18 protein-coding genes are annotated in these 16,075 nt (G+C 62.3%); 8 read left to right on the plus strand and 10 right to left on the minus strand.

Annotated elements, in window-relative coordinates:
- Positions 1 to 81: 81 nt before the first annotated feature.
- A complete protein-coding gene (locus tag SOM28_RS05805) occupies positions 82 to 426 on the minus strand; it encodes an AzlD domain-containing protein (protein WP_320467518.1) in 345 nt (114 codons plus the stop codon).
- Positions 419 to 1,171, minus strand: coding sequence for an AzlC family ABC transporter permease (locus tag SOM28_RS05810; protein ID WP_320467519.1), 753 nt, complete (start codon positions 1,169 to 1,171; stop codon positions 419 to 421). Before SOM28_RS05810 ends, SOM28_RS05805 begins: the two co-directional genes overlap by 8 nt.
- A 256-nt stretch (positions 1,172 to 1,427) precedes the next feature.
- Between SOM28_RS05810 and SOM28_RS05815 the strand changes: the two genes are divergently transcribed.
- From SOM28_RS05815 to SOM28_RS05825, 3 genes are all read left to right on the plus strand, one after another.
- A complete protein-coding gene (locus SOM28_RS05815; protein WP_109346137.1) occupies positions 1,428 to 1,622 on the plus strand; it encodes a zinc-finger domain-containing protein in 195 nt (64 codons plus the stop codon).
- 36 nt (positions 1,623 to 1,658) lie between these two features.
- On the plus strand, positions 1,659 to 2,660 hold the full coding sequence (locus tag SOM28_RS05820; protein WP_320467520.1) for a YheT family hydrolase: 1,002 nt from the start codon (positions 1,659 to 1,661) through the stop codon (positions 2,658 to 2,660).
- 144 nt (positions 2,661 to 2,804) lie between these two features.
- Entirely contained in the window at positions 2,805 to 3,392 is a 588-nt protein-coding gene (locus SOM28_RS05825; protein ID WP_320467521.1) for a DUF2946 family protein, read from the plus strand.
- A gap of 6 nt (positions 3,393 to 3,398) precedes the next feature.
- Here SOM28_RS05825 and SOM28_RS05830 read toward each other — a convergent pair whose 3' ends face one another.
- Positions 3,399 to 4,970 (minus strand): beta-barrel assembly-enhancing protease, encoded by a 1,572-nt coding sequence (locus SOM28_RS05830; protein ID WP_320467828.1) that lies wholly within the window; start codon positions 4,968 to 4,970, stop codon positions 3,399 to 3,401.
- Between the two features lie 101 nt (positions 4,971 to 5,071).
- Here SOM28_RS05830 and moaC point away from each other — a divergent pair, with 101 nt between their 5' ends.
- The 3 genes from moaC (at position 5,072) to SOM28_RS05845 (ending at position 6,463) form a co-directional block, all read left to right on the plus strand.
- Positions 5,072 to 5,578 carry a cyclic pyranopterin monophosphate synthase MoaC gene (gene moaC, locus SOM28_RS05835; protein ID WP_320467522.1) on the plus strand — a complete coding sequence of 169 codons (507 nt, stop codon included), beginning with the start codon at positions 5,072 to 5,074 and terminating at the stop codon, positions 5,576 to 5,578.
- 117 nt (positions 5,579 to 5,695) lie between these two features.
- Entirely contained in the window at positions 5,696 to 6,031 is a 336-nt protein-coding gene (locus tag SOM28_RS05840) for a hypothetical protein (protein ID WP_123069061.1), read from the plus strand.
- 36 nt (positions 6,032 to 6,067) lie between these two features.
- Entirely contained in the window at positions 6,068 to 6,463 is a 396-nt protein-coding gene (locus SOM28_RS05845; protein WP_123069060.1) for a VOC family protein, read from the plus strand.
- Between the two features lie 27 nt (positions 6,464 to 6,490).
- Here SOM28_RS05845 and SOM28_RS05850 read toward each other — a convergent pair whose 3' ends face one another.
- A complete protein-coding gene (locus SOM28_RS05850; RefSeq protein ID WP_229414895.1) occupies positions 6,491 to 7,453 on the minus strand; it encodes a MerR family transcriptional regulator in 963 nt (320 codons plus the stop codon).
- A gap of 272 nt (positions 7,454 to 7,725) precedes the next feature.
- On the opposite strand from SOM28_RS05850, the gene SOM28_RS05855 reads away from it, so the two are divergent.
- Positions 7,726 to 8,181, plus strand: a complete 456-nt coding sequence (locus tag SOM28_RS05855; RefSeq protein WP_123069059.1) for a fasciclin domain-containing protein — start codon at positions 7,726 to 7,728, stop codon at positions 8,179 to 8,181.
- Positions 8,182 to 8,321: 140 nt separating this feature from the next.
- Complete coding sequence (locus tag SOM28_RS05860) at positions 8,322 to 10,391, plus strand: S9 family peptidase (protein ID WP_320467523.1); 2,070 nt, start codon at positions 8,322 to 8,324, stop codon at positions 10,389 to 10,391.
- 66 nt (positions 10,392 to 10,457) lie between these two features.
- On the opposite strand, the gene SOM28_RS05865 is transcribed toward SOM28_RS05860, so the two are convergent.
- The 6 genes from SOM28_RS05865 to recA all read right to left on the minus strand — a co-directional run bounded on the left by SOM28_RS05865 (position 10,458) and on the right by recA (position 15,999).
- On the minus strand, positions 10,458 to 10,928 hold the full coding sequence (locus SOM28_RS05865) for a pilin (protein WP_221176151.1): 471 nt from the start codon (positions 10,926 to 10,928) through the stop codon (positions 10,458 to 10,460).
- A 304-nt stretch (positions 10,929 to 11,232) separates the two neighbouring features.
- Entirely contained in the window at positions 11,233 to 12,114 is an 882-nt protein-coding gene (gene sucD, locus SOM28_RS05870) for a succinate--CoA ligase subunit alpha (protein WP_320467524.1), read from the minus strand.
- Positions 12,115 to 12,132: 18 nt separating this feature from the next.
- Complete coding sequence (sucC, locus tag SOM28_RS05875; RefSeq protein WP_147935615.1) at positions 12,133 to 13,302, minus strand: ADP-forming succinate--CoA ligase subunit beta; 1,170 nt, start codon at positions 13,300 to 13,302, stop codon at positions 12,133 to 12,135.
- A 68-nt stretch (positions 13,303 to 13,370) separates the two neighbouring features.
- A complete protein-coding gene (locus tag SOM28_RS05880) occupies positions 13,371 to 13,934 on the minus strand; it encodes a DUF2889 domain-containing protein (RefSeq protein WP_005664964.1) in 564 nt (187 codons plus the stop codon).
- Positions 13,935 to 14,370: 436 nt separating this feature from the next.
- Entirely contained in the window at positions 14,371 to 14,838 is a 468-nt protein-coding gene (recX, locus tag SOM28_RS05885; RefSeq protein WP_123069055.1) for a recombination regulator RecX, read from the minus strand.
- An 84-nt stretch (positions 14,839 to 14,922) separates the two neighbouring features.
- Positions 14,923 to 15,999, minus strand: a complete 1,077-nt coding sequence (recA, locus tag SOM28_RS05890) for a recombinase RecA (RefSeq protein WP_123069054.1) — start codon at positions 15,997 to 15,999, stop codon at positions 14,923 to 14,925.
- Positions 16,000 to 16,075 lie beyond the last annotated feature (76 nt).

Raw genomic sequence — 16,075 nt, forward strand, 5'->3', positions numbered from 1 at the left:
GGTTGAGAAGCGCAGCTGTACGGATGTACAGCGAGCATCGCAAACCGGCACCGCAACGCGCAGCAGATTTTTCGAGGCCTGCTAGCTGGCGGCGCCGAAAACGTGCATTACACGCAGCAAAGTAAATACAAGCATGCCGAATAAAATCGTTAGCAGCATGTTACGACGCCACATATAAAAGGCGAAGGCGGCGACGCCGGCCAGCAGCTTCGGGTTGGCCAACGTGAACTGAACGTCTCCCTGCGTATCGATCAGGAAGTCGGGCCCGATGATGGCCGCAAGCGCGCAGGCCGGGGCGTAGCGCAGCATTTCCTGCACCCGCGGCGGAATCGTCACACGGTGGCCGATCATCCAGAACGAACTGCGGGTGGCGGCGGTGGCCACGCTCAGCACGCCGATCACGACCCAGATTTCCCAATCAGCCACGGCGCACCTTCGCTTTCGCCAGCGTTTCTTCGATCACCATCGCGGTGACCATGCCCACCAGCACCGCCAGCAGCAATCCCAGCTTGTAGGGCAAGTCGTAGGCCAGCACCGAGATCGCCCCCGCCACAAGCACGCCGCACAGGGCCGCGTTATTAATCATCAATGGCACCATGATGCACAGGATGGCCAGGGTGCCGGCAAAGCCCAGTCCCCATTCGGCCGGCACCGCGCTGCCGAGGAAAATGCCGATGCAGGAACCGATTTGCCAGGCGAACCAGTTCGGATACATCAACCCTTTTAGATAAGACAGCTTGCCCGCCACCGGCGCCAGGGTCGGATAGCGCTGCAAAAAGAGCGCGACGGTCAGGTCACCCGAGATATAACCAAGATAAAAACGTTGCCGCCACGGCAAGTGGGCGAAATGCGGCCCCAGCAGCGCCGAAAAGATCACGAAGCGCAGGTTGACCACCAGGGCGGTGGCGAAGATGACCCAGATCGGAGCCTGGGCGGCGATCAGCGGCAGCGAGGCCAGCTGGGCCGAACCGGCGAACACCAATAAGGTCATGCCCAGTGCCTGCGGCACGGACAGGCCGCTCTTGACCATGGCGATGCCGACCACCAGGCCCCAGGCGGCGATGCCGAACAGGGTCGGCAGGCCGGTCTTGAAACCTTCGTTCCAGGCGTCGCGGTTCGGCGCGTCGCCGATGGCGGCGGTAAGCTGGCCCGGATCGTCGGACGCGCTCATGCAGCGCTCAGCACAGCACGCATTACAACAAAACGTGTGGCATTCTTGCAACGGCGACCAAGGATGTCTGGGAAGGCGGCAGGCTTGAAACGGTCGGGCATGAAACGCATGGATGGATGTGGCACGGGTGAGACGTCCAATATAACAGGCGTCGCTCTAGCTCTTTATGCTGAGCGCATTATTTTACGGTCATTTCGGCAATAGAGCGAATCCGTTAAAATCCAGTCTTTGCCCAACTTGCCTGACGGAGAAACAGATGAATCAAAAGACGATGCCTGTGGTGGAGCTCACGGCCAAGGACCTGCCGGCCTATTGCCCCAACCCGGCAATGCCGCTGTGGTCCTCGCACCCGCGCGTCTTCCTCGACTTCGACCACCACGGCGAGGCCAAGTGCCCCTACTGCGGCACCGGGTATCGCCTGGCGCCGGGCACCGTGCTCAAGCACCACTGATTTTGCTCCCACGAGGCACTGCGGTGCCTCTTTTTCATGCACTATCCCGCACCCTCGTGGCTGCCTGGCGGCCACCTGCAAACCATCTATCCGGCGACCTGCATCGCCAAGCCTCCTGTCGCCTACCGCCGCGAGCGCTGGCACAGCGCGGACGGCGACTTCGTCGACCTCGACTTCGTGGATGGCCAGCCCGGACAGCCGCTGGTGGTGCTGTTCCATGGCCTGGAAGGCAGTTCCAATAGCCACTACGCCCGCGGCCTGATGGCAGCGCTCGCCGCGCGCGGCTGGTCGGGCGTGGTGCCGCATTTTCGCGGCTGCTCCGGCGAAGCCAATCTGGCGCCACGCTTCTATCACTCGGGCGATGCGAGCGAAGTCGACTGGATCGTGCGCAAGCTGCGCGCATCCCATCGAGGTGCGCTGTATGCGGCCGGCGTCTCGCTGGGCGGCAATGCGCTGCTGCGCTGGCTGGGCGAATCGGGCCACGGCGCGGACATCGTCGATGCCGCCTGCGCCGTGTCGGCACCGCTCGACCTGGCGCGCGGCGGAGAGGCGCTGTCGTCCGGCTTCAATCTGCTGTACACCCGAATGTTCCTGCAGACGCTCAAGCCGAAATGTTTGGCCAAGCTGGAGCAATTCCCTGGCCTGTTCGACCGCACCGCCCTACTCGCGGCGCGCGACCTGTATGCCTTCGACAACGTCGTCACGGCGCCGCTGCACGGCTACCGCGACACCGACGACTACTGGCACCGCGCCAGCGCCCGCCACGTTCTGCATGACATCACGGTGCCGACCCTGGTGCTCAATGCCCGCAACGATCCCTTCCTGCCGGGCGTTCACCTGCCGACGTCGGCGTCGAACGCGGTGACGCTCGAGTATCCCGAACAGGGCGGACACGTCGGCTTTGCCGCCAGCCCGTTCCCGGGACGGATCGACTGGCTGCCGCGGCGCATCCTCCACCATTTCGACACGGTCAGTGGCACGCGCGCGCTGGCGCCGGCCGAACCGTGCGATGCTGCTAGAACCTGTCCCGGTGGGTGAGGGGAAGTTCATGGCGATGCATGGCGAACGTGAGCAAGGCGCGAGGAGGCCGCATGGCGAGCCATGCAACGACGAGCAACGCAGCGCACGCTTGCCAGGCGCGGCAGGAACGACTCTCACCCACCGGGACAGGTTCTAAAAACTATGGACGATATCGTAAAACAGGCAATGGCCAAGTGGCCGAACGTGCCCCACTGCTACGGCTGGCTCGCGCTCGACGCGCGCGGCGGCTGGCGCATGCGCGACGAAGCAGCCCAGCGCGCCAATGCGGCGGGCGACCGGCTGAACAATGAAAAGCTGGTGGGTTTCATCAACCGCAACTACCTGCACGACGAGCGCGGCAACTGGTATTTCCAGAACGGGCCGCAGCGCGTGTACGTGAACCTCGAGGCCGCGCCCTTCATCGCGCGCACCGATCCGCAGCGGGGACTGGTATTGCAAACCGGGCAGGCGCTGGCGGAGGTCGAACGGATCTGCCTGAGCGACACCGGCGCGCTGGTGTTCGTGACGGGTGAGACGGTGGCGCAGCTGGACGACCGCGACGTGGCCCAGGTGTTGGGTCTGCTCGAGCTCGATGGCGCCGCGGCCTCGGACGAGGCGGTGATGGCGTGGCTGGAAAGTGGCAGCGGCCGCCTGGTCCTGCCATGGAACGGCAAGCCGTTTGCCGTCGAGCGCGTGGTAGAAGAAGAGATACCGGCCAGGTTCGGATTCAACCGAATGCCGGCGCCGTAGGCGCGATCAGCGCTCTTCGGCCTCTTCCTTCGCCTTCTTCTGTTTCTCCTCCAGTTCGCGCACGCGGGCATCGATCACGGCCTGGTCGTAGAACGACGCATCGCTGGCCTTGCGCGCCAGTTCGAGCTGGGCCACTGCCGCCGGCACAGCGCCGGCCAGCACATACGACTCCGCCAGCGACATGTGCTGCAGCGCGATCTTGCCCTGCTTGGCATAGGTCCTGGCCAGCATGTCGTGCAGCTTGCGTTCTTCCCGATACTGCTGGGCCTGGTCGCGCAGGAACAGCGCCGCCTCGTCGAAGCGGTCGGTCGCGATCAGGGCCTGCGCGTACTGATGCGCGAGCGAGCGCGACAGTGGGTAGCGCTGGCGCGCCGCATCCGCTTCCTTGACCGCCTCTTCCAGCACGGACCTCGGCTGGCCCGGCGCCATCTTGATCTCCAGCGCCAGCCCGGCGAACATGGTCGCGCCATCGCCCACGTTCGACGGCGCCGCCGACAGCACCCCTTCACGTGGCTTCATGGTCTCGCGCGCCCTGTCGAGCCAGCGCTGGGCGCCGGCCAGGTCGTTCTCCTTGAGCGCCAGGTAGGACAGGCCATACTGGGCCCCGGCCTGCCACTGGCGGTGGGGCTGATCCCTGAGCTGGGCCTCGAAGGCGCTGCGCGTTTCGCGCCGGCCCTGCTCGCTCCCGTCCTGCAGCACGCGGGCGCGCGCCCGCACCAGATGAAAATCGAGGCTGTCAACGCGCTGTTTCTTGGGAATCTCGCGGATGCGCGCCTGCATGTCGGTGATCCGGTCCTGGGTCAGCGGGTGGCTGCTCAGGCTGGCCAGTCCGGGCGGCAGGTCGCCATACAACCTGGAGGCGGCCTGCAGGCGCCGGAAGAAAGCGACGATGCCGGTGGTATCGTAGCCGCCCGCCTCCATGATCTGGAAGCCGACGCGGTCGGCTTCGCGCTCGGCGTCGCGGCTGAAATTCAGCTGGCGCTGGACAGCCAGGCCCTGGCCACCCATCAGCACGCCCATGGCTGCATCCGAGCTGGCGCGGGCCGCCAGCGCCGCCAGGATCATCGACGCCAGCGGCAGCAGGATGTCCTGGCGCTGCTGGCCGATCCTGCGCGCGATATGGCGCTGGGTGACGTGGCCGATCTCGTGCGCCATCACGCCGGCCAGTTCCGATTCGGTCTGGGCCGCGATGATCAGGCCCGAGTGGGCGCCGATGAAGCCGCCCGGCATCGCGAACGCGTTCAGGGCCGGATCGCGCACGGCGAAGAAGTGAAAGTCGGCATTGGTCTCGCCGCGCGCGCCGGGCACGGCGGCGACCAGGCCATTGCCGAAATTGTTCAGGTATTCGGAGATCGGTTCATCGTCGAGGTAATCGCGATCGCGCCGCACGTCGCGCATGAACTCCTCGCCCAGCTTGCGCTCGACGACAGGCGACAGGTCGCCACGCGCGGTATCGCCGAGCGTGGGCAGGCGGGTCGAATCGGGCCGCCTGAACACGTCGGACTGCGCTGCGACGGGGAAGGCGGTCGCCATGCACAAGGCCATGACGGACAAGGAGGAGCGCCAGCGGCGCACCATTGCTGGACGGACGACGGATTTCACGGTGCTATCATACCTGCATCCGCGTGCATGTTGCTGCTCAGCGAACCTTTTTGTAATCCGAACACACCGACCTAGTAATGACGAATCCAATCCCGACCGCAGACCACTTGACCCACTTCGACGCCACCGGCCAGGCCCATATGGTCGACGTCGGCGCGAAACAGGACACGCACCGCACTGCGGTGGCGGCCGGGACTATCCGCATGAAGCCGGAGACGCTGGCCCTCATCACGTCGGGCAATGCCAAGAAGGGCGACGTGATCGGGATCGCGCGCATCGCGGCGATCATGGCGTCCAAGCGCACCAGCGACCTGGTGCCGCTATGCCATCCGCTGCCGATCACGCGCGTGGCGGTGGATTTCGAGATCGACGACGCGGCCAATAGCGTGCATTGCCGGGCCCAGGTGGAAACCATCGGCAAGACTGGCGTCGAGATGGAAGCGCTTACTGCGGTGCAGGTGGGCCTGCTGACTGTGTACGATATGTGCAAGGCGGTCGATCGCGGGATGGTGATGACCAATGTGCGGGTGATGGAGAAGCATGGGGGCAAGAGCGGGGACTGGACGGCCGACATCGACGCCTGACCAGTTCGACAACTTGCCCAATGCTGTAGACAACGTCAATACTCGGCCTATACTGATGGGCGACGCGCAATGCGTCTTTCCCTACTCCAACCAGCTATCTGCCCGAGAGGATGTGTCATGACGACCGCATACCCGCAGTTCACCGCAGCGACCGCCCAGCTGAACGCCCTGCCCTATCAAGATACATTCCTGAAAATCGCCAATGTCTACGCGGATTCGACCCGGGCCAGCCTGGAGCAGCTCTGGATCAGCTCGTCCAAGATCATCATGGAAGAGACGATGAAGGCCTTCATCGCCGCCTCGCAGTCGTGCGCCGAAGCCTTGACCAGGAATGCCGTGTCGGTCCAGCAACAGTCATTCGGCCGACTCATCAGCGCCAACCAGAAGGCGGTCGAGATCATGGGCCAGAGCTTTGCCGACGCCATGACGTCCGGCTGGAAACCCGCGCGTTGAGCGTCCCGCTTCATCACCCCTCGAAAGGAGTTGTCGATGGCACGCAGCATCACTCCATTCCTGATGTTCGAAGGTGCGGCCGAGGAAGCGATGCGCTTCTATGTCTCGCTGTTCGCCTGTTCCGAAGTCAAGCAGATCGAGCACTATAAAAGCGGCGAGATGGGGCCCGAAGGAACCGTCAAGCGGGCCGATTTCACCCTCGCCGGCCAGCATGTGATCTGCATCGACAGCCCGGCCAGGCACGCGTTCACTTTTACGCCGTCGGTGTCGCTATTCGTCGAGTGCGTGGACGAGGCCGAGTTCGACACCGCCTTCGCCCGGCTGGCGGACGGCGGCAAGCTGCTGATGCCGGCGGATAATTATGGATTCAGCCGCAAGTTCGGCTGGCTGAACGACCGCTTTGGCGTGTCCTGGCAGATCAACCTGAGCTGAGCCGGCGCGTTCGACCTCGCTGGTCTTTCAGGCCCAGCCTTTTGGCAGCGGCAATCCTTCCTGGAGAGCCAGGCGTTCCATCGCCGCTTCCAGCACGACCCGCGCGCGGCCCGAAGCCAGCGCAAGTTCGGCGTGCAGGGCAGCGTCTTCCGGATTGCGCGACGCGCAATGCTGGCTGTAGCGCTCGAAGCTACCCACCATCATCAGCAATTCGGTCAAGTGGCGCGGGCATTCGCAGGTCAGGCGGTTACCAGCGGCCGCGATATTGGCCAGGTCTTCGTCGGCAAAACGCGGCGGGGCGACGGCGGCGGCCACCGGCTCCTGTAGCGGCGGGCGATGGCCGGTCAGGGCGGACTGGCATAGCAGCGCCAGTTCGTTCAGGTCGGCCGGAATACGCGCGACCAGGCAGCCTTGCGCACGCAGGGTGCGGATCGTGGCGCTCGAGCAGAAGCGGTACAGCACGACGACCGCAGCAACGCCGCTCGCCTCACGCGCGGCGGCAATAGCCGGCATCACGCGTTCATCGAGTTCGGATTGCTCGATCACCAGTACGTCGGCGCCTGCGTCACGTGGTAACTCTTCCGCCATTGCAAGGCCCGCGGCGTTGCCGCGTACATCCAGGCCGAGGGCGCTCTGCCCCATGGCGGCGACGCGCCGCGCCAGCATGGCGCCCACCAGCAGCACACGCACCGGCGCTGCCTGGATGGCCCGTGCCTGTCCATCCAGGCCCAGCATCGATTGCAACTGATCACGGCTCAGGCCAGCAAGGACACCGATCGAGTGCCCCTGGTCTACCAGCTGCTTGAGCAGGCCGAGGCGCGCGACCTGTTCGGCCGAGTAGAGGCGCTGGCCACGCTCGGAGCGCTGGGCATCCGACAGACTGTAGCGGCGCTCCCATACGCGGAGTGTTTCAACTGGCAAGCCGGCTAACCGTGCCGCTGCGCCAGTGCGGTACATGATCCGCTCTTGTCCCGTTTTGAATGAATCCATGATTAAGTGTCCCAAATTGAACCAGATATTGACAACGAATGCTGTCATACACTGGAGAAAATGACGGTTACGTGTTCAACAGTACGCGGCAGTCCGACCAGTTGCTCGCGCACGAGTGCTCCCCTGCCTGGAGCTCACATCAAATGAACAAGGTTTGAACCCATTTTATAGGACAGATTCGATTCACACATTAGACTACGATACTAAATCCACGTAAATTGGCTTCAGGTCGGTTCATTGCGAACCTATTCAACCCAACTTCTGGAGCCAATATGAAAAAGATCTTGATTGCTTTGCCCCTCGCGTTCGCCTTCACCTCCGTCCAGGCGGCGGACATCGTGGATACCGCGAAATCGGCCGGCACCTTCAATACCCTGGTCACTGCGGTACAAGCTGCCGGCCTGACCGATACCCTGAAGGGTCCGGGCCCATTCACTGTTTTTGCCCCGACTGACGCCGCCTTTGCAAAAATCCCGAAAGCCAAGCTGGACGCCCTGCTGAAAGACAAGGCAGCACTGTCCAAGATACTGACCTATCACGTTGTGCCGGGAAAAGTCATGGCTGCCGACGTCAAGCCTGGCGACGTCAAGACCGTCGAGGGTAGCGCGTTCGCAGTAAAAGTTGCGGGCGGCAAGGTCATGGTCGACAAGGCCACCGTCACCAAGACCGACATCGCAGCCGATAATGGTGTGATCCATGTGATCGATACGGTCATCATGCCGAAGTAAACCTGGCCTCCTCGTCGAGATAGTTCCCATCCCGTTCATTTCCGGCGGTAGGAATATGTCGGCTTCATGCCTGATGACATCGTGGTAAATTGCCGGCTTGCCTGCGGCACCCGGCTGCGGCACTGATCGACGAGGATGGAATGAAATTTCGTTTGCTGACGATGGTAGCGGCCCTGCTGGCCGCGACCACCGCGACGGCCGCGCCGCGCGGCTTTACCGTGGAAGACCTGGTCAATATGGAACGGGTCGGCAGCCCGGCCGTGTCGCCGGACGCCACGCGCGTGATCTATACCGTGCGCAGCACGGACATGGAGAACAACCGCGGCAATACCCAACTGTGGATGGTCGACCTGCGCGCCGCCAAGCCGGCGCCGCAACGCCTGAGCCAGCATGCGTCCAGCAGCAGCGATCCGGAATGGTCGCCGTCGGGCGACGCCGTCTACTTCCTGTCGGCGCGCTCGGGCTCGTCGCAGGTATGGCGCCAGCCGGTGGCCGGCGGCGAGCCGGTGCAGGTGACGAACCTGCCGCTGGACGTCGACAACTTCCGCCTCGCCCCGAGCGGCGACCGCCTGGCCTTCAGCCTGGCCGTGTTCCGCGACTGCGCCGACCTGGCCTGCACGAAGTCGCGCCTGGATGCCAAAGAGAAGGACAAGGCCACCGGCAAGGTCTATGACCGCCTGTTCGTGCGTCACTGGGATACCTGGGGCGACCACCGCAATGCGGTGCTGTTCTCGGCGCCGCTGGGTGCGGATGGCAAGGTCGGCGGCGAGCCTGTCAGCCTGTCCGGCTCGCTCGACGGCGACGTGCCGTCGAAGCCTTTCGGCGACCGCGAGGAATACCGTTTCAGCCCGGACGGCAAGACCATCGTGTTCTCGGCGCGCATCGCCGGCAAGACCGAAGCCTGGTCGACCAATTTCAACCTGTACAGCGTGCCGGCCACGGGCGGCGCGGCGCCGCGCAACCTGACCCAGGACAATCCGGCATGGGATACCAAGGGCACCTTCTCGCCGGATGGCCGCACCCTAGCGTATCTCGCGATGGCGCGTCCCGGCTTCGAGGCCGACCGTTATCAGGTCATGCTGATGGACGTGGCCAGCGGCGAGAAGCGCAAGCTGGCGGCCGACTGGGACCGCTCGGCCGGCAGCCTGGTGTGGCGCGCGGACGGCAAGGCGCTGATCGTCGATGCCGAAGACATCGGCCAGCACCGCCTGTTCTCGATCGACGTCGCCAGCGGCAAGGTGACGCCGCTGACCGACAAGGGCGCGGTCGGCGCCTATGACCTGCGGCGCGATACGCTGGTCTATACCCACGCCAACCTGCAGTCGGGCGCGCAACTGTTCTCGATGAAACTGGGCGGCAAGCCGAAGCAGCTGACCGATGTGAACACGGAACGATTGAAGGACGTGCGCTTTGGCGAGTCGGAACAGTTCTCGTTTGCCGGCGCCAATGGCGAGACCGTGTATGGCTACGTGATGAAGCCGTGGAATGCGCAGCCGGGCCAGAAGTATCCGGTCGCCTTCATCGTCCACGGCGGTCCGCAGGGCAGCTTCGGCAACAGCTGGAGCTATCGCTGGAATCCGCAGGTGTATGCGGGCGCGGGTTACGCGGCCGTGTTCATCGACTTTCACGGCTCGACCGGCTATGGCCAGAAGTTCACTGATTCCATCAGCAACGACTGGGGCGGCAAGCCGCTGGTCGACCTGCAGAAGGGCTATGACGCGGCGGTGCAGAAATTCTCGTGGCTCGATCGCTCACGCGATTGCGCGCTGGGGGCGTCGTACGGCGGCTATATGATGAACTGGATCGCGGGCAACTGGTCGGATGAGTTCAAGTGCATCGTGAATCACGACGGCGTGTTCGATACGCGCGGGATGGCGTACTCGACCGAAGAGCAGTGGTTTACCGATTGGGAGAGCGGCGGGCCTTACTTCAAGGTGCCGGAGAACCATGAGCGCTTCAATCCGGTTCATCACGTGAACAAGTGGAAGACGCCGATGCTGGTGATCCAGGGTGATCTGGACTTCCGGATTCCTACCGCGCAGGCGCTGGGCACCTTTACCGCGCTGCAGCGCATGGGTGTCGAGAGCAAGTTGCTGGTGTTCCCGGACGAAAACCACTGGGTGCTCAAGCCGGCGAACTCGGTGCAGTGGCATCACAACGTGGTGGGGTGGCTGGATCAGTATCTGAAGACACAGCCTGCTGCGAAGTAAGGCCGGAAAGCAAAAAGCCCGCTGCGAAGCGGGCTTTTTGGCTAGGTAGAGAACTTCGCTTTTCGATTAAACACCAGTGCAGGTGCTGGTTGGCCCAACCAGGTTCTGCGCAACAGTGGTTGCGCAAGTCCATTGGCCCGTGGTCTCATCGCGAGTCAGCGTGATGGTCTCGCCGGCGACTGCCCCGGAACCGCCAACGATCGTTGCAGTGATAACGCCAGCAGCCGTGGCAGTGGTCACTTCAATCGTCGAGTTACCGTTAGTGGCTTGGACGCCAATGGCGGCTTCGCCTTCGCCAACAGCCGTACCAGCTTCAGGGATCACCGGCGTCAAACCGTCGTTCAACGCAACTTCAAAGCCAGTCTTGGCAGGCGACACTTCAGCCAGCGCAGAAGAGAACTTCGCCTTGGCCACGTAGTCCTGATATGCGGGAATCGCGACGGCGGCCAGGATACCGATAATCGCGACAACGATCATCAGTTCGATCAGGGTGAAGCCGCCTTCGGCTTTTTTGGTTTGCATTTGCTTGAAGTTCATTTTTCTCTCCAGGGTGGTATTTCAAAAGTTAGGACTACGTGTCTTGTGCTGCTCAGCTGCTACGCTTTCCTATATGCAAGCGGCGTGCCAGCCCGAAAGCAGCAAGAAACGGTCGATTTTATTAATCCTGAGATAAGAAAACCCTGTGCCGCGACAAAATTTGGCGCCTCGGGTGACAAAATTTGTCAGTGCCACACGGCAATTTTTGTCAGGCGACGAAGTTTGTCGACGAAAAATAGACTCATAAATACAAACGGGGAGCCGAAGCTCCCCGTCTTAGCTGTCGATCAAGAGATCGTCAGGATTACAGCATTGCCTTCAGCAGACGCGCCATTTCCGACGGGTTCTTGGTGACGGTGATGCCGCAGGCTTCCATGATTTCCAGCTTGGCTTGCGCAGTGTCTGCGCCGCCCGAGATCAGCGCGCCGGCGTGGCCCATGCGCTTGCCTGGAGGCGCGGTGACGCCAGCGATGAAGCCGACGACTGGCTTCTTCATGTTGTCCTTGATCCAGTAAGCCGCATTGGCTTCGTCCGGGCCGCCGATTTCGCCGATCATGATGACCGCGTCGGTGTCAGGATCGTCATTGAACATCTTCATGACGTCGATGTGCTTCAGACCATTGATCGGGTCGCCGCCAATGCCGACTGCCGACGATTGGCCCAGGCCCAGTGCGGTCAGCTGGCCGACTGCTTCATAGGTCAGGGTGCCCGAACGCGACACGACGCCGATACGGCCCTTGCGGTGGATGTGACCTGGCATGATGCCGATCTTGATTTCGTCAGGGGTGATCAGGCCTGGGCAGTTCGGACCCAGCAGCAGGGTCTTGGAACCAGCTTTGGCCATGCGATCCTTGATTTCCATCATGTCGCGGACAGGGATGCCTTCGGTGATGCAAATTGCCAGGTCCAGCTCGGCTTCGACGGCTTCCCAGATGGCAGCTGCTGCACCTGCTGGTGGGACATAGATCACCGACACGTTGGCGCCGGTTTCTTTCTTGGCTTCAGCAACGTTAGCGAAAATTGGAATGCCTTCGAAATCTTCGCCGGCTTTCTTCGGGTTCACGCCAGCAACGAAGGCTTCCTTGCCGTTCGCGTAGTCGCGGCACATACGGGTGTGGAACTGGCCGGTCTTGCCGGTGATGCCCTGGGTGACTACTTTGGTATCTTTGTTGATCAGAATCGACATTTTTATTTCCTTAGCGAATTAGGCTTTACCAGCGGCGGCGGCAACGACCGACTTCGCTGCGTCTTCCATCGTGTCTGCGGCGATGATCGGCAGGCCCGATTCAGCCAGCATCTTCTTGCCCAGATCTTCGTTGGTGCCCTTCATGCGCACGACCAGTGGCACTTGCAGCGACACGGCTTTCGAAGCAGCTATCACGCCTTCGGCAATGACGTCGCAACGCATGATGCCGCCGAAGATGTTGACCAGGATAGCTTTCAGGTCAGGGTTCTTCAGCATGATCTTGAAGGCTTCGGTCACTTTCTCGGCCGTAGCGCCACCGCCCACGTCCAGGAAGTTGGCCGGCTCGCCGCCGAACAGCTTGATGGTGTCCATGGTCGCCATGGCCAGGCCGGCGCCGTTCACCAGGCAGCCGATATTGCCGTCGAGCGAGATGTAGGCCAGGTCGAATTTCGATGCTTCGACTTCAGCTGGATCTTCTTCGTCCAGGTCGCGGTAGGCGACGATTTCTGGACGGCGATACAGGGCGTTGGCGTCGAAGTTGAACTTCGCGTCCAGGGCGATGATCTTGCCGCTGCCGGTGACGATCAGTGGGTTGATCTCGGCCAGCGATGCGTCGGTTTCCCAGTAGGCTTTGTACAGGCCTTGCAGGTTGGCGCGGGCATCGGCGATCGAGCCAGCAGGCACGCCGATCTTGGCGGCGACATCGTCAGCCTGCGCATCGGTCAGGCCGACTTTAGGGTCGATCACGACATTGTGGATTTTTTCTGGGTTGCTGTGCGCGACTTCTTCGATGTCCATGCCGCCTTCCGACGAGGCCATCAGCACGACTTTCTGGGTGACGCGGTCGGTGACTAGCGACACGTACAGCTCTTGTTTGATGTCGGCGCCTTCTTCGATCATCAGGCGACGCACTTTCTGGCCTTCAGGGCTGGTCTGATGAGTGATCAGCTGCATGCCCATGATCTGCTCGGAGTATTCCTTGACTTGCTCGATCGACTTGGCGACCTTGACGCCACCGCCTTTGCCGCGGCCGCCAGCGTGGATCTGTGCCTTGACGACCCAGACCGGACCGCCCAGCTCTTCAGCGGCTTTGACAGCGTCTTCGACCGACATGCACGGAATGCCGCGCGGAACGGTCACCCCGAATTTTCGGAGGATCTCTTTGCCCTGGTACTCATGGATCTTCATGCTGGCTTCCCTTCTTCTATTACTGAATTAGAAATACGGTTGAACTACAAAAGTAAAAACGACGAACGCTAACCCGAGACGGCCTTGATCGACCAGCGTGGGTAGTATTTGGCCACGGCAGGGCCGTCGCTGCGCAGGGCATGGCAACGGTCGAGCTCAAATGGACGGTCGGTTGACGAGCCGCCGAGCCCACCTGGGGCGTCGACATTGTCGTCAGCAAAGGCTTGCAAGGCTGCGGTCGGCAGCACCTGGGCCAATTCGGTCAAATGGGTGCAGCCGAGTACGCCGGATAGGCGGTCTTTCAGATGCAACCGGAAATGGTTCACGAGCGAGAGCCCGATCAACTTCTTGTAGGCAGGGCCGATGGTATCGCAGTAGCCCGGATACGGGACGGCATCGGATGCGGCTTCGGCATCGACGATGTTGAGGTCGCGGTCAATGGTTACACGCAGCTTGAGGTCGTGCACCGGCGTGCCGCCGGGCCGTTCGCCGGAAGCAAGCGCGACAGTACGCGTTTTCACATCGCGGATGCTGGCATCGAGGTCCCACAAGCCATCGTCGCGCGCGAACGCTTCGACTGTGATGGCGCGCGTATGCCGGAGCGAGCGCGATACGGGAGGTGACAAAGGCATAAATACCAGTGCCGTCGAGACGGCGGTTAGTGATGCAGCCGGTGTGCTACTTGCACGTTGCCGCAGCTTCTGCGACAACAACCGCTCATGCGGCGCTGCTTAAACCCGCAAAGTTTAGCACAGCGTCCACAGCGGCGCATGGGAAAGAAAGGTGGGTAAGGGTTACTACGAGGAGATGAAGGGACTTCAAGGGAATATGACGGCGCGTTTGCCGCTTATATTATTCGCCTGTCTTGAATGACAGCCCCCACCCTATTCACAACGTGAATGAAAGATATGTATTTGGGATAGGATCAGTCAGCGACCTGGAATGCCCAGACGGCAAAAAGCGCCAGCGTGCAGCGCCATCGCCCGTTGAGGAATATGCGTCTAAGCATATCGGGGATGACGCTCCACGCTGGCGCCTGGAGCAATCGGGCCGATGAACCGACATCCATCAGCTCACATCGAACTCATCGTCCGCAGGACTACCCTGCATCGCCACCCGTGCCGCACGCTGCGAAAAGCCGCGCTGCAACAGAAAGCGCATCTGCTTGGCCCGCATCGCCGCGTCGGTGGCGACCGTGCCGAACTTGCGCTGCCAGACTTCGACGGCGCGCGCCGTCTCGCTGTCGGACAGCCCGGCCTTGATCTCAACCAGCGCATCGCCGGTGACGCCATGGCTTTGCAGTTCGGCCACCACACGGCTATTGCCGTAGCGGCTGGCCTTACGGTTGATCAGGGATTCGGCGAAACGTTCCTGCGACAGCCAGTTATTCTTTTCAAGGAAATCCAGGAGGGCGTCGACGTCTTCGTCTTCCTGGGCATACTTGGCCAGCTTGCGCCGCAACTCGAACCGGCTGTGCTCGCGCTGCGACAGGTAGCGCAGCGCGCGCGCCTTGAGGCTTAGTGCAGGAGCTGGCATGGGGACACCGTGATCGACAACATGGCGAGAACGAACGGGTAGAAACCCGCGGCGCTACCCTGCCGCGCCGCCCTCGCCAGGCGATTACTCACCAACTGCCTGCAGCTTCGGCTTGTCGTCGCCACCGGCTGCCGCCGGCGGCAGTTCGCGCACGCCCAGGGCGGCACGGACCTTGTTCTCGATTTCACGCGCCAGGGCTGGACGATCCACCAGGAACTGACGGGCATTGTCCTTGCCCTGGCCGATGCGCTCGCCGTTATAGCTGTACCACGAGCCCGACTTCTCGACGATCTTGTTGTCGGCGCCCAGGTCCAGGATTTCGCCTTCGCGCGAGGTGCCAGCTCCGTACAGGATGTCGAAGTGGGCCTCCTTGAACGGTGGCGCGATCTTGTTCTTGACGACCTTGACCTTGGTTTCATTACCGATCACTTCGTCACCCGACTTGATCGAGCCGGTACGACGGATGTCCAGGCGCACGGAGGCGTAGAACTTCAGTGCGTTACCGCCGGTGGTCGTCTCCGGGCTGCCGAACATGACGCCGATCTTCATGCGGATCTGGTTAATGAAGATCACCAGCGTATTGGTGCGGTTGATCGAACCGGTGAGCTTGCGCAGCGCTTGCGACATCAGGCGTGCCTGCAGGCCCGGCAGCGAGTCGCCCATATCGCCTTCGATCTCGGCGCGCGGGGTCAGTGCCGCCACCGAGTCGATGACCACCAGGTCGACGCTGCCCGAACGCACCAGGGCGTCGGTGATTTCGAGTGCTTGCTCGCCGGTGTCCGGCTGCGAGATCAGCAGGTCGCTCAGGTTGATGCCCAGTTTTTGGGCATAGGTAACGTCGAGCGCGTGCTCGGCGTCGATGAAGGCGCAGGTGCCACCCAGTTTTTGCATCTGGGCGATGGTCTGCAGCGTCAGGGTGGTTTTACCCGACGATTCAGGGCCGTAGATCTCGACGATACGGCCACGCGGCAGGCCGCCGACGCCCAGGGCGATGTCGAGGCCCAGCGAGCCGGTGGAAACAGTCTGCACTTCTTCGACCGGCGCATTGGCATCCATGCGCATGACCGACCCCTTGCCGAACTGCTTTTCGATTTGCGCCAGGGCGGCTGCCAGCGCCTTGCCCTTTTCAGCGGCGTTCAATGCGGATTTTTTGTCGTCCATGGTGTACTTTCAATCGTGGAGTAGGCAAGGTGTGGGCGCGCACGCGCACTTCAATAGCCACTACTGTATAAAAATC

The sequence above is a fragment of the Massilia sp. CFBP9026 genome (assembly GCF_034045165.1).
Taxonomy (GTDB): domain Bacteria; phylum Pseudomonadota; class Gammaproteobacteria; order Burkholderiales; family Burkholderiaceae_D; genus Telluria; species Telluria arenae.